Here is a 23907-nt window from a genome sequence, read left to right on the forward strand (position 1 = left end):
TCACCTCCCCCCAAGAAAGTACATACCCTCATATGAGTCATGCCCTCGTGCAAACGAGGGCGCGTTCCAGCGCGCCCAAAATGTCCCGACGCATCGCCGCACTGATAGCCGGTGTCGTCTCCGTTCTGCTGGTAATTACCGGCGTGAGCATGCCCGCATTTGCCGCCGGTGAACCGGTTGTGAAGCTCACCCTTCCCAAAACCGGCAGCGCTGGCAACCAGAACGGCACCCCCGTATTCGAGCCGGGGAAGGACTACACGCTGGCCTTTGGCTACAGCGATATGGCGGATGGCCAGGTCGTGACCGTCAAGCTTCCCGAGGGTGTGACCATCCCGGAGAGCGCGCTCGTAGTGCCCGCGGGCAACACCGCGATCAAGTCCTACACGCTGGATGGCAAGGGCAACCTGCTGGTGACCTTCGCGGACAAGATCCCCGAGGACCGGGTTCAGGGAACCTTCCAGATCAACTTCCAGTACACCGAGGTCCAGACTTCGCGTGAGATTACCGACACCTGGCTGGTGGACGGAAAGCCGACCTCGTCGACGGTGGTTGTGAAAAAGACCGGTGACCAGTTCACCAACATCGACAACTCCGGCAAGAAGAACATCGGGAATTTCTCATGGCCGGGCGTCAGCATCAACGGCGACGGACAGGTTGTCATGGGGCCGGACTTCCTCACCACCTCGATCCCCTACACCGTCGTGGTGCGCAGCAAGGATGCACGCACGCCGCTGACCATCACCGACGCGTTCTCGAGCAGCCTGGTGCTGGTGGGCGAACCCACCGCAAAGCTGGTTACCTGGGATGCCAAGGGCATGAACCGGACCGAGCAGCCCGCGCCCTCGGCCAGCGTCACCAAGCCGACCGCGACCTCCTTCGTCTACACCGCTCAGGCCCCGGCGAACTCCGAGCTGACCCTGACCTACAACCTGCGCATCAAGGATGCAGCTGCGCTGGACAGCATCCGCGCGAGCCTGCAGGCTCAGTACGATGCCCGCGACGTGAGCGAGAATGCCGAGCTCAAGGTTTCGCTGCCCAACACCGCCAAGATCACCGGTGGTACCGCGCACGAGTCCGGTGCCAACGTCGACATTAAGACCACCATCGGCGGCATCGGTGCCTTCGACAAGTGGTCGGATATCCCGCGCGACTTCCCGGTGACCTTCACGGAGGGCACCCGCCAGCTGGACCCCACCGTTCCGGTGACCTACACCCTGCGCGCGGACCTGAACCAGCTCAAGTCGCTGGAGAACACCAAGTACAAGCTCAACCAGAACGTCGTGATCGCCGACGATCTGCCCGCACAGCTGCGTTGGCTGAGCGCCGATGCCGCGTTCATCACCGCCTCGAACGGGACCAAGCTGACCCAGGCCGTCGATTTCACCGGTAGCGCCACCGCCTTTGCCGCCGACACCTACCTGAACCAGTACGCCGTGATCGGCAATAAGCTGCTGGTCAACGTGGGCAAGTCCCCGACCCTGAACGTGGAGATCAAGGTTAAGGCCGAGCTCTTCACCCTCGCGGGCAACGGGGTAAACCTCATCAACAAGCCGGGCTGGATCCCCACCGCTCAGGAACTCTACGTTGGCCCGACCAACCGTGCGTCGTTCACCTACTCGAACAACGCCGATGCCAAGCCGATCGTCAAGTCGCATGAGCACGCGTTCGTGATCGAGAAGGACCGCGAGTTCCCGCTGGATGACGCCGACACCTTCACCAAGAAGAACCTCAGCGGTGATGCCCAGGTGCAGCCGGGTCAGCCGATCGCGCTGACCTATGAGTTCGCCGTGAAGCGTCACGCCGGCGATGCCCGCAAGTCGAAGATCGTGGACCAGATCGACCACAACGTCTTTGACGTGACCCCCGAAACCCTGCCCGCGATCCAGCGCAGCATCGAGGTCAACCGCGAGGGTACCCGTGCCGACGATTCGGTGACCGCGGTCATCGCCCCCAACGGCGACCTGGAGTTTGTGGCATCGGCAAAGCTCGCCGCGGCACCGAACGCCGATAACCGTGCGTTCACGCTGCGGGTGACCCTGCCGGTCAAGGCCCTGGTGGGCAAGGACACCGTCGCCGTGGACAACTCGGCTTCCTACCTGGGTTCCTCGAACCAGTTCGTCTACGACTCGAGCTTCTCCTCCTCGGCCACCTCGTTTGGTGACGAGCTGGAGCTCACCAAGACGCTCTACAACCCCAAGACCGACTCCTACACCAAGTCGCTGCGCGTCGAAATGGACGCCGACGGCAAGATGATTAACGACTCGTTCATCTACCGGGTGCGCATGGTCCCGCACGGCAAGTTCGACGCAATGGTGTCGGACGTCAAGGACGTGCTGCCCAAGTCGCTTGAATTCCTCGGCTTCGTCAAGCCCGACCAGGTCAAGAACGGCACCACCGAGAAGGTGTCTTCGGACACCTACCGGATCCCCGGTTCGAGCATCGACACGAAGTACGACGCGGCGGCCAACTCGATCTCGATCACCGCGGGCGCGCTGCCCGACGGTAAGGCCGTGGACCTGTTCTTCAAGGTCAAGGTGAAGGAATTCACCCCGGACATCGGCATCACCAACTCGATCGGCCGCATCTCGGCCACGATCGTGCCCTCCAACGCCTACCCGCTGAACATCTCCAAGGTGGACTCGGCCGACTCCGAGGTGTCCATCACCGACGAGAGCGCACGCTTCGAGGTTCGCAACGAGGCCGGCGAGGTCGTGGTCAAGAACGTCTACGTGGTGGATGGCAAGCTCGTCACCAAGGGCGATGAGGCACACCCGCACCGCTCGGTGACGGTCAAGGAACCCGGCAAGTACACCGTCGTGGAGACCAGGGCCCCCAAGGGCTACCTGCTCTCCTCCGTTCCGGTCGCCCTGACCATCGACGAGGACGGCGTCCAGTCCCCGGGCGAGGCCAAGATGGTCAACGTCTCGGCGGGACCGATGGTCTCCGTGGGTGACTACGTCTGGCTGGACACCAACCGCAACGGCGTCCAGGACGGTTCGGAAACCGGCATCGCGGGCGTCAAGCTCGTGGTGGTGGGACCCGGCGACGCCGCGGTAACCGACGTTTACGGAACCCCCGTGGAACCGCAGATCACCGATGCCAAGGGTAAGTACTCCTTCGATAACCTTCCGACGCTGCCCGCGGGCCAGCACTACACCGTGAAGATCGTTCGGGACGATGCGGACACCATCGCGGCGCTGGACGGCCTCGTGCCGACCAAGGCCGAGCAGGGTAGTGACCGTGCCAAGGACTCCTCGACCTGGACCGCGACCTCGCGTGACCTGGTCAACGGTGGCGAGCGTGACGATACCCTCGACTTCGGATTTGTCAGCAAGTCCTATGCGATCGGTGACTACGTCTGGATCGACACCAACCGCGACGGCAAGCAGGATGCAACCGAGCCGGCTCTCGCCGGTGTCACGGTCATCCTGACCGATGCCGACGGCAAGAAGATCGCCGAAACCACCACCAACGAGGCGGGCAAGTACCTCTTCGATGGTCTGGCCGCGGGCGACTATAAGGTGCGCTTTGTCCTGACCGACGAGCAGGCCGCGATCTACACCTTCACCACGCAGAACGCGGAGGGTGCCACCGGTGCCACCGGTTCGGATGCCGACGCGAAGGGCTGGACCGCACAGATCACCCTGAACGATGCCAACACCGCGCTCACCACGAGCTATGCGGATGCCGAGCTCTCGGCCACGCAGGGTATCGACCCGACCTGGGATGCCGGTGTGGTGCGCAAGAGCGTATCCGTGGGTGACTTCGTCTGGGCCGACACCAACCGTGACGGCATCCAGGACGGCGACGAGCCCGGTATCGCCGGGGTTGTGCTGAAGCTGACCGACGCACAGGGCAACCCGGTCACCGACGTGTTCGGTAACCCCGTCGCACCGGTCACCACCAACGCCGAGGGTAAGTACACCTTCGCCAACCTGCCCTCGCTGCCCGCCGGTGAGTCGTACACGGTGACCATTGTCGCCGACGACCCCTCGACCGTGGCCGCACTGAAGGACTTCGTTCCGACCAAGGCCGGCGCGGGCACGGACCCGGCAAGGGACTCCTCCACCGGATCCGCCACCTCCGGCGACCTGGTGAACGACGGCGACAAGGACCTCACCCTCGACTTCGGATTCGTGCGCAAGAGTGTATCCGTGGGTGACTTCGTGTGGGCCGACACCAACCGTGACGGCATCCAGGACGAGGGCGAGCCCGGCATCCCCGGTGTCAAGCTGGAGTTGGTGGGTCCGAATGGTGCCGCGGTAACCGACATCTACGGCAACGAGGTTGCCCCGACCGTGACCGACGAGAACGGCAAGTACTCCTTCGAGAACCTGCCGGCTCTGGAGGCCGGCCAGTCCTACACCGTCAAGATTGTGCGCGACGATGAGGGCACCCTGAAGGCTCTGGCCCCCTACGTACCGACCCTGGTTGGTGCCGGCGAGGACCGCGAGCTGGACTCCTCCGAGTGGACCGCAACCTCGGGTGACCTGGTCACCAACGGGGCCAAGGACCTCTCGCTGGACTTCGGATTCGTGCGCAAGAGCGTGTCCGTGGGCGACTTCGTCTGGCTCGACATCAACCGTGACGGCATCCAGGACGAGGGCGAGCCCGGCATCCCCGGTGTCAAGCTCGAACTGGTGGGACCGGACGGTAAGGCCGTGACCAACGTCTTTGGCGAGGCCGTCGAGCCGACCATCACCGACGACAACGGACACTACTCGTTCGATAACCTGCCGGCCCTGCAGCCGGGAGAGTCGTACACCGTGAAGATTGTGCGCGACGACGAGGGAACCCGGGCGGCGCTGAAGCACTTTGTGCCGACCACCCCGGGTGCCGGATCCGACCGTGCCAAGGACTCCTCCAGCTGGGAGGCCGCCTCCGGCGAGCTGATCAGCAACGAGGACCACGACCCGACCCTCGACTTCGGTTTCGTTCGCAAGAGCGTCTCGGTGGGCGACGTGGTCTGGGTTGACCTCAACCGCGACGGCATCCTGGACAAGAACGAACCCGGCATCCCCGGTGTCAAGCTCGTGCTGGTGGGCCCGGACGGCGAGCCCGTGACCGATGTGTTCGGTAACCCGGTGGAGCCCACCGTGACCGACGCCGATGGTCGCTACTCGTTCGATAACCTGCCGGCCCTGGAACAGGGCGAGAGCTACACCGTCAAGATCGTTCGGGATGACCCCGCAACCATCGAGGCGCTGAAGCCCTACACCCCGACCAAGCCCGGCCAGGGTGATAACCGCAACGTCAACTCGTCTAACTGGGAGTCCTCCTCCGAGGGCCTGCTGGAAGACGGCGAGCACGATCCGTCGCTCGATTTCGGTTTCGTCTCCAAGAGCTATGCGATCGGTGACTACGTCTGGATCGACACCAACGCCAACGGAATCCAGGACGCGGACGAGAAGCCACTGCCCGGAGTGAACGTCATCCTGACCGACGAGAACGGAACCGAGCTGGCTCGGACCACCACCAACTCGGCCGGACGCTACGTGTTCGACAACCTGCCCGCGGGGAGCTACAAGGTCCGCTTCGAGCTGACCGCCGAGCAGGCCAAGCTGTACCACTTCACCACCGCGGGCGCGGATGGCGAGAACAGCGGCCGTGACTCGGATGCCGACGCGACCACCGGATGGACCCGCGTGATTTTCCTGGGAGATGACAACGTCAACCTCACCGGCGACTACACCGCGTTCACGCTCGGCGCGACCGAGGGCATCGACCCGACCTGGGATGCCGGTGTGGTGCTGAACCCCGCCGCGATCGTCCCGTCGGCCCCGGCGGAGAATGCCAAGGGCGACCGCCTGTCCTCGACCGGTGTGGACCCCAACCTGCTGTGGGGTGGTGGTGCCGCGGCACTGCTGCTGCTGGCCGGTGGAGCATTCATGCTGGCACGCGCACGTCGCAACGACGCAGCCTAGTTAGTTAGCGCTGAGCAACACACCTCGGGCCCCTCACCATTAGGTGAGGGGCCCGAGGTTTCCTGCTCGCTAGTGTGACCGGGCTACGACGATCTTCCCCACGGTCCGACCAGTTTCCACCAGTCGATGCGCGGCGCGTACCCGTTCCGCATCGAGCGGGGTGAGTAGCGTGGTGAGGGTCGTGCGGAGAGCGCCCGCATCGATCAGGTCGGCAATCTGGTTCAGCAGCCGATGTTGGCCCTCGAGGTCCCAGTGGTGTGAAGACCTCGTGAACATGGATTCCCAGTGCCACGAGATACTGCGGTCCTTGAGTGCGTAGAAATTGAGGTTGCGTTCATCATCGATGGCCACGATTTCGCCAAACGGACGCACCACCGTGATCAGAAGGGGAATCTGATCGCGGCTGTGCGCGGAGAAGACATAGTCAACGCCGCCGGGGGCGTGCGCGAGTATCTGGCGATCCAGATGCGGTGCCGTGTGGTCCACGACGACATCGGCCCCGAGGTCCCGCACCCAGGTGCGAGACCGATCATGGGAAGCCGTGGCGATGACTCTCAGCCGGGTGAGGGTTTTTACCAGCTGGATCACGATCGAGCCCACGCCACCGCTGGCACCCAGCACCAGAATGGTGCCGGCCGAGTCTTCGGTTAACTTGAGCTTGTGAAACAGGGCTTCCCAGGCGGTAATGGCCGTCAGGGGCAGCGCCGCGGCCTCGGCAAATGTGAGGGTGCGTGGCTTGCGCCCGACGATCCGCTCATCCACCGCCTGAAACCGGGAATATGACCCCGGACGTTCGATACTTCCGGCGTAGTAGACCTCATCCCCGGGCGCAAACAGCGTGGTTTCGGGTCCCACTGCGACCACCGTCCCGGCGGCGTCCCAGCCGAGTATTCGATCCGCGGAGGACCCGTGTGCGGAGGCCCGCACCTTGACATCGACCGGGTTGACCGAGATCGCTTCGACGTCCACCAGAATGTCGTGTCCGGTGGGGGAGGCTGGTGGTGGGCAATTTACGTCGACAAGGCTGTCGACGGTCAGCGCACCGCCGATCCGCGAGACGATGGCCGTGGCGGCTGGTGTGGTTGTCATTAATCGGGTGTCCCTTCGGCGCGATGTCCGGTGACATCGCTCGGAGCCGACCCTAGGCGAGAGGCCCTGGTTACCCGCAAGGGATATTGCTATCCATTTGATAGTGGACGAGCGTCATCAATTTGGGCCGCTATCACGGATGCGTGATCGTAGTGAGATTCGGCCCACTCGCGCAGCGCAAAGACCGGTTCCAGTGCCGTGCGGCCAATCTCGGTGAGCGAGTATTCCACGTGCAGGGGCACCGCCGGAAACACCTCGCGATGCACCAGGCCATACCGTTCCAGACGGCGCAGCGTGGAGGTCAGGACCTTGGGGGAAATGCCGGACAGCTCGTGCTGAAGGACCCCGAAGCGTACCGGACCATGAGCCAGGGCGCCGATTGCGAGTGCCGACCACTTATTCGCCACCACCTCAAGCAGATGGCGGCAGGGACAGGTGGCCGAGTAAACGTCGCCGTGCGTCTCGTGCGTGGGGAATATGGAGAGTGGTGCTGGTGAAGTCATTGGTCCGCATCTCGGTCTGGTTCGCTGTGCGTTAGTCGCTATCCGATGGAGAGTAACACGCCTTGTGGGTAACCACCCGCGCCCACATAGGGTGGCCGCAGTCACCCACTTCGGCGTGATGAAAAACTCCAGATCAGATAGGAACGTGACACCGATGACCATCACCTCAGTTTCGCCCGTAATCCTGACCCGTACCCGAGCCCATCTCGCAGTGGACGCGGGCTTTGCCCGCGGCACCGAACTGGGTGCCGCCTTTACCATCGCCGTGCTGGATGGCGCGGGAAACCTGGTTGCCCAAGTGCGCGAGGACGGTGCGGCACTCGCCTCGATCGGCACCAGCGCGGCCAAGGCTCTGACCGCCGTGCACTTTGCGCAGCCGACGGCGGCACTCCAGGGTGCGGTGGCACCCGGTGCCGCGCTCTTTGGTTTGGGCTCGGCACAGGCAACCTACGCCTTTGTGGCCGGCGGGGTTCCCCTTGTCGATCCGCATGGTGTCGTCATCGGCGCGGTGGGGGCGGGCGGAGGCACACCCGACCAGGACCGAGAGGTTGCCGAGGCCGCCGCTGCGGCGCTGGCATAGGACCCCTCACTCGGGCTCCAAGACCACGCGTCTTGGGGCCCACCCTCATCCCCTCCTCGTTGAAAGGAAATTCTCATCATGATTATTCACGATTCACGTTCTGCCGGTCCCGCCACGCGGCTCCACATTCCACCGGGTGACGCACGACTCCTTATGGTTGAACACCTGGGAGAACTCCTCGCCCAGGCGGACTCAGCGTTGACCCGAGAGCGAGTTACTCTCGATGCGTTTACCCGGGCCGAACCGTATCGGCTACCCACCTCGGAGTCGCTTACCGAATCCTTGTTTCGGGTGGAAAACTCCCTGTACGCGTTCGGCCAGCGGTTTGACGGACTCGAGATTTGGGAGGCGGCCATCAGGGACACGCTGAGCGCGATTGCTCGTCCCGAGATCCCGCTTCACGAGATAGCCCTGCTTTATCTGGTGGCGATCGCCGGATACCGAGCGCCGCCCGAGACGGCCCAGGGCGAGTCTTCGGTTCTGATCCGCTTCAGTGAGGAGGGGCTTGACGTTTTTGCCCCGGCCAGCGGACAGAGCAGGCAGTCCGCCGATGAGGATTTCCTGGCCGAGATATCTCAGTTAATTGCCAACCACAGGGACGTGGAAGATGACCCCACAACCGACGAGCTGATCGCAATCCAGGCGGCCTACTGGTTGCTTGACCGCGGAGTGCACATTCCAGGTGCCTATCCCATCTGGGGGACCTCGGGTTTTCGAGACGTGCAAACCTACGCCTCGATCACGGATCCCGGGGAGGGACACCTCGCGGGGACGACGCGGGATGTGCGCTATCTGCGCGGGGTGATCGTTCACGTTGAACACCTGGAGCGCGGTGGTGGGTTCACCCGTGAGGAGATGGAACCCTATCGAGTGCCATCGGCCCGCACGGTTGCCCGAGTGCGGCTCCATGTGGGTCGTGGAGCACCCACCTCTAGCTATTTGGGACGGCCACTATTTGAGGGCACCATCGCCAATTCGCAGATCAAGACGGGGCGCACATTTGCCGCCGCCGCCTCTGCATTATTGGCGGATAACCTGGCCGAGGTGAAGCTGGCGGTTGAAGGATTGAGCGCGGATGAGGCAATCACGCTCCTGGCCACGCTGAGTCGAGAGACTCGACGGGATCCTCATACTCAGGTGCTTTCGGCCGCATTCAATACTAATTCACCCATACTCGATGACCGTCAGGAGACGATTCGGCAGTTTGGTCGAGCCGTGTGGCGGACCACGCCCGAAGAGATCGGCCTGTTGGGAATTGCAATCACGCGGGGAGGTGGATTTGGCAAGGTCACCTGGGATGGAACCTCAAACACCTACCCCAGTAGTTGTGTGATCACCCAGCTCACGATGCCCGTGGCCCTGACCCTGGTACATCGAGCGCATGAGGTGGGTCTGCTGACCTATTTTTCTGCGGGCTTCAGGCTGGCGGAGGTTCCCCTGGCCGTCTATACCGGGGTCGATGGAATCGGGCTCGGGGGTGCACAGATTTTGCGTTATATGGATGTCGAATCGGGGTATCACGGACCGTTCATTCACGACAATATTGCGGAGATTCTGGCGGTACGTGACGGGGCAGAAGCAACCGACCGGGGACGGGCAGCCGCTTTGCTGGCACGCCTGGACCGGTTGTATTTTGAGGGGAGTCTGCTCTCGAGTGATGACGACATACGGCGTCTCCTGTTTGAGGCACTCCTGAGCGAGAACTTCGCGCTGGCCGCGGAGGTGCGCGAGCGACTTCCGCACGTTCTGCGTATGACGGAGGATACGATCCATCCACTTCTTGCCTGGGCGGACCGGCTGGGCACACCGGGTAAGAAAATCGCACAGGATCGAATCGGAGGCGCCGATTGGGACGCCTATCTACGCCGGGTGCGTCACGCAAGACGGCGCAGCGATCTTCAGGATCTGGCCGGTGAGCTCGGGCGAGGATCCGCGGCGCAGGGGTGAGGGGTTTCGGCTCCGCGCGGGGCGTCCCCTAAAATTTAGGGAGTCGCGCCGTGCGGCGCCCGCACTGATTCAGAGGATTTCATGACGTCGACCCCCGAAAACGGTACCGAGCCCGAGGCGTTTGCCGCGCCGGAGATCGCGGAGGCAGCCACCGAAACCGCGCCGCTGGCCCCGGGAATCTCGCTCTCCGAGGACGGCGATCGCGCCCCGGTGGTCCCCAACCCCGAGGGTGTTCCCGAGCAGTATCGGCCCTATCCGGTGTCGTTTGTCCGCCGGTCTGCCCGGTTGACCGCCGGCCAGGAATCGGCGATGAGTCGGGTGGGGGATAACTACCTCGTGCAGGTGCCGCGCGCCCACGCCTCCACCTCGGTGGACCCGCGGGTGAGCATCGACCTGCCCACGGTGTTCGGGCGCGAGGCCCGCACCATCGTGGAGATCGGCTCGGGGATGGGGGAGTGTGTCTCCGCCGCCGCACTGGCCAACCCAGACAACAACTATCTGGCCCTCGAGGTGTACTGGGCGGGTCTGGCCCAGGCCATTTCGCTGGCCGATCGGGCCGGCGGCGCTCCCAACCTGCGCCTGATCGAGGCCAACGCCCCCGAGATTCTGGATGCGCTGCCCGCGGACAGCCTCGACGAAATCTGGGTGTTTTTCCCGGATCCCTGGCACAAGGCGCGACACCACAAGCGCCGAATGGTTCAGCCCGAATTTGCCGATCAGGTTGCGCGGGTCCTGCGTCCGGGCGGAATCTGGCGACTCGCCACCGACTGGGAACCCTATGCGGATCACATGCGTGAGGTGCTGCGGGGCCGCACCGATCTGGTGCCCGTGATCGCCGGGAGCGACGGGGTCGTGGAACGCTTCGAGGGCCGGGTGCTCACCACGTTTGAGGAGAAGGGGCGCCGCGCCGGTCGTGGGGCCACCGACCTCGCCTACGTGCGGGCCTAACCGGCTGAGCCGCCCGGGAACGTTCGGTTCCCGGGCGGCTCCGTTTGTGAGGGCTTAGTCTCCCGCGGGTGCCGCCGCTTGTGAAGGGTCGGGCAATCGCGGGCGCCGCCGCTTCACGCTCGTCAACCTACGCGGAGACCGCCTCGGCCTCGCGCTTGCGGGTGCGCGAGCGCCAGAACACCAGCGCCGCAACGGCCGCGAGCATCCCCACGGCGACCAGCACAAACACCAGGTTGGGCACCTTGATCGCCGTCTCGGAGACCCAGGATTCGGCCCGATACTGCGTGCTCACGGTGAAGATTCCGCCGAGGGACGCGGTGCCCTCGGTGATCAGGAGCAGCACGCCGATTCCGATCGACAGCAGCCCGGAAACCACCATCCAGACCGAGTTTTCCCAGCGTCCGATCCGCACCTGACGCGGGCGAAGCCAGCCTTTTTTGGCCACACTCACCCGGGTCCAGATTAGCGCCAACACACCCAGCGGCAGCGCCATGCCCAGGGCGAAGATCGCCAGCATGATGCCGCCATAGACGGGATTGGCTCCGGTGGCCGCGACGGTCAGCACCGAGCCGAGGATCGGCCCCGCACACACCCCGGCCACACCGTATACCGCGCCGAGAATAAACACCGAGACCGCCGAGGTGCCCTCGCCGACGGCGCCGCGGTTGAGGCCGGGAATGTTGATCCCGATCAGTTGAAGCAGTCCGATCACGATGACGATTCCCGCGGCCACCGAGACCAGGATGCCGCGGTTCTCGGTGAGTAGGGATCCCAGCGCGCCGGCCAGGAGACCGAGCGGAACCAGGGTCACCAGCAGTCCCAGATAGAAGATTCCGGTGCGCTGCAGCAGCTTGGTGGGGCTGGCAAATGCATAGGCGAAGAAGGCGGGCAGCAGCATCACCGAGCACGGGCTGAACAGGGTGAGGATGCCGCCCAGCAGTGCCCCGGTGTATCCGATATCCACGCTTAGCGACCGACCTTCGCCAGCTCCGCGCGGATTGCTTCCTGGAATACCGAGAGGGGCTGAGCACCGACGACCGGAGTCGAGTTAATCGCAAACACCGGGGTCGAGTTCACTCCCAGGGACTTCCCCTCGGCGAGATCCTTCGCGACCGCCTGCTGCAGTTCGGGACTATCGAGGTCTGCGGTGAACTTGGTCATGTCCGGCACCCCGACCTGCCGGGCAAACTCCACCAGCTTCTCCCGCGGGTAGTCGGGGTGTCCGCGCTCGGGGGCGGCGGCGTAGATCGCGTCGTGGTACTCCCAGAACTTCCCCTGCTCGCCGGCGGCGCGGGCGGCCACCGCCGAGGCGACCGAGTCTTCGCCGAAGATCGGGAAGTCACGCCACTCCACGCGAACCAGGCCGGTGTCCACAAACTCCTTTTTGATCTGTGGCATGCTGTCCCGCGAGAAGACCCCGCAGAAGGGGCAGCGGTAGTCGGCGAACTCGACCAGGGTGACGGGGGCGTCGATCGCGCCCATGGCCAGCGGGTCGCCGTCGATTCGGCGGTCCAGGGTCAGCGGCGGCTGCTCGGGCTGCGGGGCTGCGTTGTTGGTGCTGGGGGCCTGGCTCTCGGCGATCGGCGAGGTGGGGGCGGTGTCGCCCGGGCCGGTGGTTCCGGCCCAGATCATCACGCCGATTGCGGCGACCGCGAGGGTGGAACCGATGGCTATCAGGGTGGTTCGACGGGTGCTCATAAAAATCCTTGGGTTGGGGCGTGATCGCGGGAGGCGATGAGGCACGCCGAAGTATGGGATGCGCGGTCCGGCCGGCGCGGTTTTCGATCCGCGCAGCGGCGCGGGTGAGGATGTGCGCGGGGCGCAGGTGCGCGGGTGCGGAAGCACGCAAGCACGGATACACGAGCGCGTGTGCTGATCCTCGGGAGAGACGGACGGAAGCATGGCGGGCCGGATTGGCCGGCTCGTGTTTACGGCCGTGGGGTGCGGAGTTTATGCGTCGCTCACGCGAAAATCGCGGACGCTCCCGCCGGATGCCTAGGTTCGGGATATCCCGAGGTCCTGGGGCAGCGGTGCCGCCGGGGTGTGGGAGTGCGTGGGGGAGACGGCCGTCACGATGGGCTCGAGTCCGAGCGCGGTGGTGGTGACGGCGTCGCCGGTGGTGATGGTGTGCTGATCCAGCGTGCGGGCGCTGGTCACGTTGTCGGGGCTTGGGCCGGTCGGCGCACAGAACGGCGAGGACTCATCCACGGTTTCGGCGGCCATCGCTTCGGCCAGCCCGCGGCTGAACGCGCCAGACTCGGGGCTCAGGGCACCGGATCGGTGCGCGAGCGACGATCCGGAGGCGATGTCACGCGTCGCGTCGGCGTGCATCGCCACGAGCGGAGAGTCGGTGCTCTCGACCACCAGGTTGTGGGCCGGTGCGCGCAGCGTTTGCGCGGCGTTGGTGCAGCGCGGTGCCATCAGGGCCACCGTGATGATCGCCAGGAGCACGGCAAAAACCAGGAGCGTACGCGGGGAGAGCCCGGCGATCCGCGTGGTGATCTGGCGTCTCATGGTCCCCCTTCCGGCCTCGATCAAACCCCTCCACTATAGCGGGGGAGTCTGAAGAGGCACCCGGATACTGGCAAAAGGGGACTCACGGGCACTGTCTGTCCGTGACTTCCTGCGTGTGACGCTTGATGACGGCTGACTATGTTCGCCGGATGCGAGGCGGAATGTGGGAAGCGTTTCCCCGCTCGCGGACTTTGTCACATCGGCTGGCTGTGAGCCCTCCAATGGATTCAGACGGAAGCGTAGCGTGTCCCTCACATCCCGGGGACCCCTCGGATGACACAGATTAGGAGAGCAAAATGAACAAACGAACGCGCATCGCACTCGCGGTGACGCTGGCAGGTGGGCTCGCTGTTGGGGCCGCAGCGCCCGCTTTCGCCGGAACGATCGTTAACGTGGGCGGTGGGACGTGGAGCTACGGAACTGCATTCCAGGCGCCGTGGTTCAAGAACGTGTGGTCTCACTATCAGAATCAGACCGTTACCCATTCGGCTACCGCCATCGCCGGGCCCAACACGAAATTCGTGAAGAAAGACCCGGGAGAGTTCGCACAGGCTGAAACCCAGGCCGGTGCGAACGAAGACGCCGCAGAATACTGGAACGTGTATCCCTAGACGGGGGCGCTCGAACGATGAAAACGATCCTGCTGGGGCTGATCGCGCTGGTGATCTGTGCGGCATTTGGGGTGGGGTATATGAACGCCCTCAACGCCGAGCGTGCGGAGTTTGCCGACGCGGCCGCCCGAGTGGGCACACCATTCGTCATCCCGGCGACGAGGGATGATCCCGGTCCGGTCCTCGATGCGCTCACGTCCGCCGCGCGATCCACCCAGTCCAATATCTATCGGACGGTCATCGGAGCCACGCATCAGGGGGCGAGCATCGTCACCCAGTTTGCATTCCTGGCCGGTGAATCCTCTCGGGTATTGGACACCTTTGAGGTTTCTGCGGGCCGTCTTCCCACTGCGGATGAGACGCGAGCGGGAACCGCTTCCACTGGGACCGCTCCGAGCACACGCCCGGAACGAACCGTCGGCGAGCTGCGAACCCTCTGGCCGGGGGAAGAGCGGGCCGTGCGTCCCCTTGCCCGCGTGTTTGACTCGCTTCCGGCTCCGGGAACCTACATCGCAGAATGCCCGCGGCGCGACTGTGCTGCCTTTACCGATGCGCTGGCTACGGCGCTCTCGGGGGACCCGAATCAGGCACCAGTCACCGCCGCAGACCTGCGTGCGGCGCGGGTCGTGACCCTCGTTCCCACGGCGACCCAGCCGGTCTATCCGGGCATGCTCTTGGCCGCGGGCACCGTACTGGTGGCGATCCTCGCGCTCTATCGGCAGTTTCGAGAGGCCAAGCATGCCGGGGTATTGCGGATGCAGGGAATCGGGGCGACGCGGGCCTGGTGGATCATCTCGGGGCGGCCCATCGCCGGGACGGCTCTCATCACCCTCGTGCTGGGCACCGGAATCGCGGCTACGCTTCCCGGAATGCCCGCGGCGGTGCTCGGCTCCCTCGCCCAGACCGCCGGGAGTACGGGGGTCCTGTTGCTGGCGGTCACCGCGCCAACCATTCCCTATCTTGCCCGGTTGCGGATCGCCGAGTTCATCAAAAATCGCAGGGATACCCGAGCCATTTTTGGGCTGAGCGTGATTGCGTCCGCGACAACGGCCGTCGCGGTGATCGTGGTCGGAAGCGGGCTGTGGGCGGGGGCCGACGGTCTGAATGCCGAAGTCAAAAAGCTGGAGATTTGGGCGGCGAGTAATGAATATGGGGTGTTTGCCCCGTTGCGCAACGGTGATGAAACCCTCGACATCCAATCCGGCAGCCTGACGTTAATCGCTAAAACTGCCGGGCAACTATATCCCCGCCTGGCCGCTAACGGTGCGCTCTATATCGATGCCACCAGCTATGACGAGGGCTTAGATAAAAACCCGGTTGCCCCCGACGTGTTCCCGGCACTCAAAGTCAACCCCTCCTACATGGCGCGGTATCCGCTACTAGATACCAATGGGCAGCGGATCGGCGTGGATGAGTCCGAGAGGGACTGGATCATTCTGGCACCGGAGAGCTATCGAGACCGTGAAGAGCAGCTCCTGGCTACGACCCGTCGCAACCGTGCGGGGGCGGCAAAAACCAGTCAAACGGTGCTGGGGATGACCGCGCCTCCGGGTGTGCAGGACCAGCGTGTGCGCATTATCTGGACCGCCAGCGGACAGGACGTATTCGCCTTCTCACCCACGGTGGGCACAAAAAACGCGGGCCGGATTCGAGACCCCCTGATCGAGGTGATGACCCGGGAAAATGCCACCGCCTGGGACGCCGCCAACGCGATCACCGGTGGCCCAGACGGGGCGCTCCGGGTACCGCTGATCGATGGAGACGGTCGCAAGACGCGCAGCAGTCTTGCCCCGATCTTGGCCGAATACGGTCTTGATGACAATCTGCCAAGCCTGGTGACCATCGGCGAAGCCGAGCAGGCGCGACTGGCGTATGCCCGGGAGGCCCAGGTGAAGAGTGGAATCCTCGGCGGCGCGCTGATCCTGCTGTTGCTTCTGATGACGGCACAGTCGCTCACGATTGCCCTGGAACGTTATGCCCGTCCCATAGCGGTGCGGGGATTGCACGGTTACGGTCCCGTGCACAGGTACCGGGAGTTGTGGCGCATTGGAACAGCTCTGGGGGTCGTTTATCTCGCGGCCGGATCCGGATTGTGGGTGCTGAATCTCCACCCGTTCTCCCCGGATATTCCACCCCTCGGCCAAAGCCTGACGGTGACCGCGGGCATCTGCGTACTTCAGGGCGCGGCCGCCGTCATCATCGTGACCATACGAAAGGGGATACGCCCATGAGCGAAGCACCACTGTGTGTGGCGCGGGGCATCTCGCGAGGCTTTGCGGGCCACCGGGTGCTGGACGAGTTTGACCTCACCGTCAACGCGGGGGAGATGGTCGCGGTGACCGGGCCAAGCGGAAGTGGCAAAACCACCGCGCTGAACATTCTGGGGTTGCTGGAGCATTTCGACGCCGGCGAATTACAACTTTTTGGGGCGCGCGCCCCGGCTCCGCATACCCGGGCGGCGCGATTGCTGCTGAGGAATCGTCTGGGATATCTCTTTCAAAACTTCGCTCTGGTGGACACCCTGGACATCCTGCATAACCTGGCGATCGCCCAGGTGTATCCGCGGCGCTCGCGGGCGATCGGACGCCGGGAACGTGCGGCGGTACTGGAGCGAGTCGGGCTCAGGCCGGACCTGCGCCGGCCCATCTTCACCCTGTCCGGCGGCGAACAGCAGCGATTGGCCATCGCCCGGCTCCTGCTGAAACCCGCTCGGCTGGTGCTGGCCGATGAACCCACTGGATCGCTCGATCCGGATAACCGGGACCGAATCCTTGAGCTTCTGACCGGGCTCGCTCGGGAGGGACGCGGCATCGTCCTGGTCACTCACGACCTCGAGGTGGCCGCGCGTTGTGACCGCAGAGTCGACCTGACTGCCGCGTCCTCCTGACCGTCGAATCGCCCCGCTAGTCGGCGACCGCGTCCAGGGCGGGCTCGCGCAGCGGGGAGGGCTGCGGGCTCAGCACGGCCGAGACGATGGCCTCGATGGCGAACTCGCTGGTTTCGCCCAGCTCGATGTTGGTGGGATCCAGCAGCCACTGCACCTGCAGACCGTCCATCACTGCCAGGATGCCGGCGCCGGCACGGTAGGCAGTCTCGGGGGTGGCCACGCCGCGCTCGGCGCAGATCTGGGTGAAGGCCTCGACGGCCTCCTGCCGCAGGGTGCGGTAGCGGTCCTCGAAGTAGTCGCGGGCCGCGTGGTCATCGGTGACCGATTCGGCCGAGAGCACCGCATAGGCCTGCACCAGACCGGCGCGGTGGGCGTTGGAGAACGCGGTGCGCACCAGGTGGCGGAAGAACTCGATCCCGGTGGGGATGTGCTTTTCCTCCAGGTGGTCCACGTCGGACTCATCGCGGTAGGTGAGCACCTCCATCAGGAGCTGATCCTTGGAGCCAAAGTGGTGAAGGATGCCGGCGTGGGTCATCCCGACCTGCTCGGCGATATCGGTGAGGGTGCCGTTGACCGACCCCTTGGACCCGAAAATATCCGTTGCTGCACGCAGAATCTCGCGTCGACGGGCGATGGTCTCCGGACGCGAACGTGTTTGCTTTTTTGCGGTGGCCACGTGGGGCACCCCCTTCAATCTGCGTCTGCATCGTTGCTTCGGCAAGTGTTGTCGAACCGTAATCAAGAGTGCACTGACCCAGTAGAACTCGAATGTAATGTGACGTGCACGGCACGTGACGCGTCTGTATTTAGGAGGATAGCGCAGTCTCGAACGTGGCGCACTTGAAAACTTACTGACAAGCCGGTAACCTTTTGGAAGATTACCGGTCTCACCGGTGAAGAGCGGCCAATATCAACGCTTGTGATCCACCCGCCCCACGGGTAATGGAACACAACGAGGGCGAAGATCAGCGGCCATTCTCCACCATCGAGATTCAGGGATAACGACAATTTGTCTACTCGCAACGAGGCGCTCTCCGGCTCCTTTGCGCGAGCCGGATTTTTTATCGCCCTCGGCAGTTGGGTCTCACAGGGTCGCGAGCACATGGCGATCACGGTAGATCGGTAGCCGCGTCCCCGATGGCGCATCACCATCGGGAAAGGGTTGGAGACACAACCCGCGGTTGGACACGCCCATTCGGGTGTCCGCACTCACAGTGAATAACCGTTTCGAAGCAGAACGCTTCGAAACTCCCATCCTATGTAGGAGAGAGAAATGACGAAGAAGTCCTCTTTGGTCGCCCTGGGGCTCGCGGCCGCGCTCGCCCTGACCGGCTGTGCCGGCGGTGGCAACAACGGTGGCAACGCCGGTGAAGGCAAGGGCGGCGCAGCGCTGACCATTGCGAAGCCGGACGGCGCAATCGCCACCCAGTCGAACAACCCCTGGGTTGGCGACTCCTCCGCCCTCAAGCTCGGTTACATCAACTCGATTCTCGAGCCGCTGGCACTGATCAACCTGGCAAACCCCAGCGAAGCAGCCACCCCCTGGCTCGCCGAGAAGATGGAATGGTCGACCGACTACAAGTCGCTCACCGTCACCGCCCGTGAGGGCGTCAAGTGGAACGACGGCAAGGACTTCACCGCCGCCGACATCGCTTACACCTTCCAGCTGTTCCTGGACCACCCCTCGCTCGACATCGACGCCATGGGCCTGACCAAGGTCACCGAAGACGGTAACAAGGTCACCCTGGACTTCGAGAACTCGATGTTCGTGAAGCAGGAGAAGGTGCTGCACAAGCGCATCGTCCCCAAGCACATCTACGAGGGCGTCAAGGACCCGGCCACCTACGACTTCAAGGAAGCCGTCGGAACCGGTCCGTACAAGCTCACCAAGTTCGACACCCAGTCCGTTGAGCTGACCGCTCGCGACGACTACTGGGGTGGCAAGCTCGCCGTCCCGAAGCTGTACTACGTGTCCTACAACGACAACACCGCTCTGACCACCGCGCTGGCCAACGGCGACGCCGACTGGGCGCAGGCCTTCATCCCCAACGTGAAGTCCGCCTTCCTGGACAAGGACCCGGAGCACAACGTGCAGTGGGCCGCCGCCGGTCTCGGTATCGACGCCATGTACGTCAACACCACCAAGGCACCCTTCAACAACGTGGCATTCCGCAAGGCCGTCAACGACGTGATTGACCGTCACAAGCACCAGGAAGTCGCTCGCGAGGGCGCGGTTCCGGCGATCAAGTCGATCACCGGTCTGCCCACCCCTGCCGGTGACCCCTTCATCCAGGAAGAGTACAAGGGCAAGGACTACAAGGTCGACGTTGACGCCGCCAAGAAGATCCTGACCGACGCCGGTTACACCGGTGTGGGAACCAAGCTGGTCGACCCGCAGGGTCAGCCGGTGTCCTTCACCATCTCCGTCCCCCAGGGCTGGAACGACTACGTGACCGGCATCAGCCTGATCGCCGACTCGGTCAAGGCCCTCGGTGCCGAGGCCAAGGTCAACACCCCGGACTCCGACACCTGGTGGGACAACAAGGGTAAGGGTGACTTCGACGCGATCCTGCACTGGACCGACACCGGAGCAACCCCGTACAACATCTACAACAACACCATGGGCGGCATGTACCTGAAGCCCATCGGTGAGCAGGCCGACTTCAACTTCGGTCGCTACGACAACCCCGAGGCCACCGCCGAGCTCGCCGCCTACGCTAACGCGACCGACGACGCAGCCCGCACCGAGGCCCTGGACAAGGTTCAGCAGATCTTCGTCAACGACGTTCCTGCCATGCCGATCGGTACCCGTCCCTACATCGGTTCGTACAACACCCGTAACTACGTGGGTTGGCCGAACGAGAAGGACCCGTACGCACCGGCCGACCCCACTCAGGTCAACTCGGTCCTCATCCTGACCAAGCTGAAGGCCGCCGCGAAGTAATTTCGCACCGCATCACCTTTCGTGACGGGGGTGGAGTGCATCAGCGCTCCACCCCCGCCCACGGGTTTCTCATGTCTTCCCCCATCCCCGCCTAAGACATGACGCATGACAAGAATCAGGAACGCATTGTGACCTCCGACAATCTGCTGACGGTCTCGAACTTCAGCGTGATGTACGACGTGGATCCCCCCGTCGAAGCCGTGCGAGACGTTTCGATCACGCTAAAGCGTGGCGAAATCCTCGGTCTCGCCGGTGAATCCGGCTGTGGTAAGACCACCCTCGCCTACGGTATCCAGCGGCTGCTCAAGCCGCCGGCCGTGATCACCCAGGGATCCGCCATCTTCCACGACAAGGGCGGCGAGGACATCGACCTCAACTCCCTCGATGACCAGCAGATGCGTGCGTTCCGCTGGGATAAGGCCTCGATGGTGTTCCAGGGTGCGATGAACGCCCTGAACCCCGTGGTCAACATCGGCAAGCAGCTTGGTGACGTCTTTACGACCCACCGCCCCGAGATGAACAAGGCACAGCGCACCGAGGAATCGGGTCGCCTGCTGGAGATCGTCGGCGTGGGCCGTGACCGTCTGCGTGCGTTCCCCCACGAACTCTCCGGCGGAATGCGTCAGCGCGTGATGATCGCCATGGCTCTGGCCCTCAAGCCCCAGCTGATGATCATGGACGAGCCCACCACCGCGCTGGACGTGCTGGTGCAGCGCGAAATCCTGCAGCAGATCTCCGACCTGCGCAAGGAATTCGGCTTCTCGGTGATCTTCATCACCCACGACCTTCCGCTGCTGCTGGAAATCTCCGACCGTATTGCCGTGATGCGTCAGGGCAAGGTTGTTGAGATCAACACCGCCGAGCAGATCTACCACCACGCCGAGCACGAGTACACCCGTAAGCTCCTCGCGTCCTTCCCGAGCCTCACCGGCGAACGCGGCGACTTTGTCCGCGGTAAGTCCTCGCCCACCGAGACTGGAGCGTAACCGCCATGACGACCCTTGAATTCAAAGACGTCACCAAGCGCTACCGCATCCGCGGTACCGGTGACTTCCTCGCCCTGGACAAGGTCAACTTCACCCTGACCTCGGGCAAGACCATCGCCCTGGTGGGCCAGAGTGGTAGTGGTAAGTCCACCATCGCCAAGATCCTCACCCAGCTTGAGCGTGCCACCTCCGGTGAGGTGCTGCTGGATGGCGTGGCTATTCCGCGTCGCGGCCGTGCGCTGCGTAAGTACCGCCAGCAGGTGCGCATGGTCTTCCAGGACCCGTTCGCCTCGCTGAACCCGTACCACACCATCCGTCACCACATCGAGCGTCCGCTGCTGCTGGACAAGGTTGTGCCCAAGGACCAGGTGGAGGACGAGGTGTTCCGCCTGCTGGAGCGCGTGCGTCTGGAGCCGAACGACGTGATCGATCGTCGCCCGCATGAGCTCTCCGGTGGACAGCGTCAGCGTGTGGCCATCGCCCGTGCCCTGGCCTCGCGTCCGTCGCTGCTGATCGCCGATGAGCCCGTGTCGATGCTCGACGTGTCGATCCGACTGGGCGTGCTGAACCTGCTTGCCGACCTGCAGCGTGAGAACAACCTGGGTGTGCTCTACATCACCCACGACCTCGCGACCGCCCGTCACTTCTCGGACGAGATTATGGTGCTCAACCACGGTGTCGTGGTCGAGCGCGGTAACGCCGATGATGTCATCCTGAACCCGCAGAACGCCTACACGCGTCAGCTGCGGGATGCCTCGCCCAACCCGGACAAGCACTTCGCGGCGCCCGGCACTACTTCCCCCCGGAGCTGACCCCGTGAGATTCTTCCTCCGACGCACAGCGTTCTATCTGTTCACCGCCTGGGCGGCGATCACGATCAACTTCTTCCTGCCCCGCTTCCTCAAGGGTGACCCGGTTTCGGCCTATATCGCCAAGAACCAGGGTCTGATCAGCCCGGATGCCGCGGCCTCGCTGCGCACCCTGTTTGGTCTGGACAAGAACCAGTCCATGCTGGAGCAGTACATCAACTACTGGAAGCTGCTCTTCAGCGGCGACCTGGGTCGCTCCTTCTCCAAGGGCCTCGCCCCGGTCACCGATGTGATCGCCTCGGCCCTGCCCTGGACCATCGGTCTGGTGGGTATCGCGACCATCCTGTCGTTTGTGATCGGTACCATGCTGGGTGCCTACGCCGGATGGCGTCGCGGATCCAAGGCCGACGCGCTGATCCCGATCACGACCTTCTTCTCCACCGTGCCCTACTTCTGGCTCGGCCTGATCGCGATTGCGCTGCTGGCCACCGGATTGGGCTGGTTCCCCGCATCCCATGCGTACGATAAGGGGTCTACCCCCGAGTTCTCGCTGGACTTCATCGGTCAGGTCATCAACCACGGTACGCTTCCCGCGCTCACCATCGTGATCTCCTCCCTCGGTGGCTGGGTCCTGGGTATGCGTAACATGATGGTCACCGTCATGGACGAGGACTACGTGACCGTGGCTCAGGCCAAGGGTCTCTCGCCGCGCAAGGTGCTCATCAACTACGCCGCCCGCAACGCGGTCCTGCCGCAGCTGTCGAGCTTCGCGCTCTCGCTCGGATTCATCGTGGGTGGAACCCTGGTGATGGAGCTTGTGTTCTCCTACCCCGGTGTGGGAAAGCTGCTGCTTGACGCCACCAACGCGAAGGACTACCCGCTCATGCAGGGTCTGTTCCTGATCATCACGTTGACCATCCTGGTGGCCAACATCCTCGCCGATGTCGCCTACGCGATTCTCGACCCGCGCACCCGTCAGTCGGAGGCCTAGACCATGACTCAGCCCGAAACCGCGGTTATCGCCGCCGTTGATACCGCGCCCCGTCCGCCGCGTAAGCAGAACTTCGCCACGAAGTTTGGACAGGCCTTCTCGATGTTCCGCAACGGAAAGTCGATCGCCGGTCTGTGTATCCTCGGCTTCTTTGTCCTGGTCGCCATCTTCGGCGACCTGCTGGCCCCCTACGGCCCGCTGGACAAGGACTTCACCGCCCTGCGTCAGGGCCCCTCGGCCACCCACTGGCTGGGCACCACCCACATGGGTGAGGACGTCCTCAGCCAGCTGATCTACGGAACCCGCGGCGTGCTCGTGGTGGGCTTCGCGGCCGGTATTATCGCGACCCTGATCGCCGTGATCATTGGTGTGACCGCCGGTTATATCGGTGGCTGGAAGAGCGAGGGCCTCTCGGCCGTCACCAACGTGTTCCTGGTGATCCCTGCCCTGCCGCTGATGATCATCGTGGCCTCGCAGTACGAGAACCCGAGCCTGCTGCTCATCGCCGGTGTGCTGGCGCTGACCGGTTGGGCCTGGGGTAGCCGCGTGCTGCGCGCCCAGACCATGTCGCTGCGCAACCGGGACTTTGTCCAGGCGGCCCGCGCCAACGGTGAGCCGCTGTACCGCATCATCGCGGTGGAGATGCTCCCCAACCTGATCGCGATCATCGCCTCCTCCTTCGTGGGAACCGTGACCGCGGCCGTCCTGGGCCTCACCACCCTGGCCTTCATCGGTGTGATCCCGATCACCAACCTGAACTGGGGAACCATCCTGTTCTGGGCTCAGCAGAACGGTGCCTTCCCGGACTTCTGGTGGTGGTACGTTCCCGCCGGTCTCTGCATCGCGCTGCTGGGTATGGCCCTCTCGCTGATCAACTTCGGAATCGACGAGTACGTGAACCCGCGCCTGCGTAGCGCCGGTGAGCGTGCCCGCGAAATGCGCAAGAAGGGCATCAAGGTGTCCTCGAGCGTGACCGCCGTGCGGACCGCGCCGCCCTCGGGCAGCGATCCGGGCAGCGGGGGTGCCTCGGCTCCCAAGCATGCAAGCCCCGCTGCCGACGCGGATGCGGTCACCCCGGTGACCCCGCCCGCCCCCGCATCGCCGGACGACACCACCGCCCGGTAATCACACCATTCGGCCCCCTTCTCCCGATGGAGGAGGGGGTCGTTTGCGG

General features: G+C 64.1%; 18 protein-coding genes. 12 read left to right on the top strand and 6 right to left on the bottom strand.

Annotated elements, in window-relative coordinates; translation table 11 throughout:
* The first annotated feature begins 80 nt into the window (after nt 1–80).
* Nucleotides 81–5924, top strand: coding sequence for an SdrD B-like domain-containing protein (locus IE92_RS0109475; RefSeq protein WP_030148256.1), 5844 nt, complete (start codon nt 81–83; stop codon nt 5922–5924).
* 69 nt (nt 5925–5993) lie between these two features.
* On the opposite strand, the gene IE92_RS0109480 is transcribed toward IE92_RS0109475, so the two are convergent.
* Both IE92_RS0109480 and IE92_RS0109485 read right to left on the bottom strand, forming a co-directional pair.
* Complete coding sequence (locus IE92_RS0109480) at nt 5994–7013, bottom strand: zinc-binding alcohol dehydrogenase family protein (protein WP_030148257.1); 1020 nt, start codon at nt 7011–7013, stop codon at nt 5994–5996.
* An 89-nt stretch (nt 7014–7102) separates the two neighbouring features.
* On the bottom strand, nt 7103–7516 hold the full coding sequence (locus IE92_RS0109485) for a winged helix-turn-helix transcriptional regulator (protein WP_051701637.1): 414 nt from the start codon (nt 7514–7516) through the stop codon (nt 7103–7105).
* Nucleotides 7517–7670: 154 nt separating this feature from the next.
* Between IE92_RS0109485 and IE92_RS0109490 the strand changes: the two genes are divergently transcribed.
* The 3 genes from IE92_RS0109490 to trmB all read left to right on the top strand — a co-directional run bounded on the left by IE92_RS0109490 (nt 7671) and on the right by trmB (nt 10991).
* Complete coding sequence (locus IE92_RS0109490) at nt 7671–8096, top strand: GlcG/HbpS family heme-binding protein (protein WP_051701636.1); 426 nt, start codon at nt 7671–7673, stop codon at nt 8094–8096.
* Nucleotides 8097–8387: 291 nt separating this feature from the next.
* Entirely contained in the window at nt 8388–10043 is a 1656-nt protein-coding gene (locus tag IE92_RS0109495; protein WP_156027489.1) for a hypothetical protein, read from the top strand.
* 81 nt (nt 10044–10124) lie between these two features.
* Complete coding sequence (trmB, locus tag IE92_RS0109500) at nt 10125–10991, top strand: tRNA (guanosine(46)-N7)-methyltransferase TrmB (RefSeq protein WP_081863915.1); 867 nt, start codon at nt 10125–10127, stop codon at nt 10989–10991.
* A gap of 127 nt (nt 10992–11118) precedes the next feature.
* Here trmB and IE92_RS0109505 read toward each other — a convergent pair whose 3' ends face one another.
* From IE92_RS0109505 to IE92_RS0109515, 3 genes are all read right to left on the bottom strand, one after another.
* Nucleotides 11119–11955, bottom strand: coding sequence for a cytochrome c biogenesis CcdA family protein (locus IE92_RS0109505; protein ID WP_043321572.1), 837 nt, complete (start codon nt 11953–11955; stop codon nt 11119–11121).
* Between the two features lie 2 nt (nt 11956–11957).
* Complete coding sequence (locus tag IE92_RS16665; protein WP_030149655.1) at nt 11958–12689, bottom strand: DsbA family protein; 732 nt, start codon at nt 12687–12689, stop codon at nt 11958–11960.
* A gap of 297 nt (nt 12690–12986) precedes the next feature.
* Nucleotides 12987–13505 carry a hypothetical protein gene (locus IE92_RS0109515; RefSeq protein ID WP_030148264.1) on the bottom strand — a complete coding sequence of 173 codons (519 nt, stop codon included), beginning with the start codon at nt 13503–13505 and terminating at the stop codon, nt 12987–12989.
* Between the two features lie 296 nt (nt 13506–13801).
* On the opposite strand from IE92_RS0109515, the gene IE92_RS17320 reads away from it, so the two are divergent.
* From IE92_RS17320 to IE92_RS0109530, 3 genes are read left to right on the top strand one after another with little or no spacing between them, the layout of a single operon-like run.
* Nucleotides 13802–14116 carry a lactococcin 972 family bacteriocin gene (locus IE92_RS17320; protein WP_051701635.1) on the top strand — a complete coding sequence of 105 codons (315 nt, stop codon included), beginning with the start codon at nt 13802–13804 and terminating at the stop codon, nt 14114–14116.
* 17 nt (nt 14117–14133) lie between these two features.
* On the top strand, nt 14134–16347 hold the full coding sequence (locus IE92_RS0109525) for a hypothetical protein (RefSeq protein ID WP_030148266.1): 2214 nt from the start codon (nt 14134–14136) through the stop codon (nt 16345–16347).
* On the top strand, nt 16344–17003 hold the full coding sequence (locus tag IE92_RS0109530) for an ATP-binding cassette domain-containing protein (protein WP_030148267.1): 660 nt from the start codon (nt 16344–16346) through the stop codon (nt 17001–17003). The genes IE92_RS0109525 and IE92_RS0109530 overlap by 4 nt, the downstream gene beginning before the upstream one ends.
* Nucleotides 17004–17019: 16 nt before the next feature.
* On the opposite strand, the gene IE92_RS0109535 is transcribed toward IE92_RS0109530, so the two are convergent.
* Nucleotides 17020–17679, bottom strand: a complete 660-nt coding sequence (locus IE92_RS0109535) for a TetR/AcrR family transcriptional regulator (RefSeq protein WP_030148268.1) — start codon at nt 17677–17679, stop codon at nt 17020–17022.
* Nucleotides 17680–18276: 597 nt separating this feature from the next.
* Between IE92_RS0109535 and IE92_RS0109540 the strand changes: the two genes are divergently transcribed.
* The 5 genes from IE92_RS0109540 (at nt 18277) to IE92_RS0109560 (ending at nt 23858) form a co-directional block, all read left to right on the top strand.
* The gene (locus tag IE92_RS0109540) at nt 18277–19947 is read left to right on the top strand and encodes an ABC transporter substrate-binding protein (RefSeq protein WP_030148269.1); all 1671 of its coding nucleotides are present in this window, start codon (nt 18277–18279) and stop codon (nt 19945–19947) included.
* Between the two features lie 170 nt (nt 19948–20117).
* Nucleotides 20118–20933 (top strand): ABC transporter ATP-binding protein, encoded by an 816-nt coding sequence (locus tag IE92_RS0109545; RefSeq protein WP_245601284.1) that lies wholly within the window; start codon nt 20118–20120, stop codon nt 20931–20933.
* A 5-nt stretch (nt 20934–20938) separates the two neighbouring features.
* Nucleotides 20939–21745, top strand: a complete 807-nt coding sequence (locus IE92_RS0109550) for an ABC transporter ATP-binding protein (RefSeq protein WP_030148271.1) — start codon at nt 20939–20941, stop codon at nt 21743–21745.
* Between the two features lie 4 nt (nt 21746–21749).
* On the top strand, nt 21750–22733 hold the full coding sequence (locus IE92_RS0109555; RefSeq protein ID WP_030148272.1) for an ABC transporter permease: 984 nt from the start codon (nt 21750–21752) through the stop codon (nt 22731–22733).
* Between the two features lie 3 nt (nt 22734–22736).
* On the top strand, nt 22737–23858 hold the full coding sequence (locus IE92_RS0109560; RefSeq protein WP_081863913.1) for an ABC transporter permease: 1122 nt from the start codon (nt 22737–22739) through the stop codon (nt 23856–23858).
* Nucleotides 23859–23907: the final 49 nt, after the last annotated feature.

The organism is Mycetocola saprophilus, from assembly GCF_000718085.1.
In the GTDB taxonomy this organism is placed as follows: Bacteria; Actinomycetota; Actinomycetes; order Actinomycetales; family Microbacteriaceae; genus Mycetocola; species Mycetocola saprophilus.

Excerpts from the sequence above, each read along its gene's own strand:
- IE92_RS0109545 (WP_245601284.1), top strand. The coding sequence starts at position 20,118 with ATGTACGACGTGGATCCCCCCGTCGAAGCCGTGCGAGACGTTTCGATC.
- IE92_RS16665 (WP_030149655.1), bottom strand. The coding sequence starts at position 12,689 with ATGAGCACCCGTCGAACCACCCTGATAGCCATCGGTTCCACCCTCGCG.
- IE92_RS0109490 (WP_051701636.1), top strand. The coding sequence starts at position 7,671 with ATGACCATCACCTCAGTTTCGCCCGTAATCCTGACCCGTACCCGAGCC.
- IE92_RS0109540 (WP_030148269.1), top strand. The coding sequence starts at position 18,277 with ATGACGAAGAAGTCCTCTTTGGTCGCCCTGGGGCTCGCGGCCGCGCTC.
- IE92_RS0109515 (WP_030148264.1), bottom strand. The coding sequence starts at position 13,505 with ATGAGACGCCAGATCACCACGCGGATCGCCGGGCTCTCCCCGCGTACG.
- IE92_RS0109530 (WP_030148267.1), top strand. The coding sequence starts at position 16,344 with ATGAGCGAAGCACCACTGTGTGTGGCGCGGGGCATCTCGCGAGGCTTT.
- trmB (WP_081863915.1), top strand. The coding sequence starts at position 10,125 with ATGACGTCGACCCCCGAAAACGGTACCGAGCCCGAGGCGTTTGCCGCG.
- IE92_RS0109480 (WP_030148257.1), bottom strand. The coding sequence starts at position 7,013 with ATGACAACCACACCAGCCGCCACGGCCATCGTCTCGCGGATCGGCGGT.
- IE92_RS0109475 (WP_030148256.1), top strand. The coding sequence starts at position 81 with ATGTCCCGACGCATCGCCGCACTGATAGCCGGTGTCGTCTCCGTTCTG.
- IE92_RS0109560 (WP_081863913.1), top strand. The coding sequence starts at position 22,737 with ATGACTCAGCCCGAAACCGCGGTTATCGCCGCCGTTGATACCGCGCCC.
- IE92_RS0109550 (WP_030148271.1), top strand. The coding sequence starts at position 20,939 with ATGACGACCCTTGAATTCAAAGACGTCACCAAGCGCTACCGCATCCGC.
- IE92_RS0109525 (WP_030148266.1), top strand. The coding sequence starts at position 14,134 with ATGAAAACGATCCTGCTGGGGCTGATCGCGCTGGTGATCTGTGCGGCA.
- IE92_RS17320 (WP_051701635.1), top strand. The coding sequence starts at position 13,802 with ATGAACAAACGAACGCGCATCGCACTCGCGGTGACGCTGGCAGGTGGG.
- IE92_RS0109485 (WP_051701637.1), bottom strand. The coding sequence starts at position 7,516 with ATGACTTCACCAGCACCACTCTCCATATTCCCCACGCACGAGACGCAC.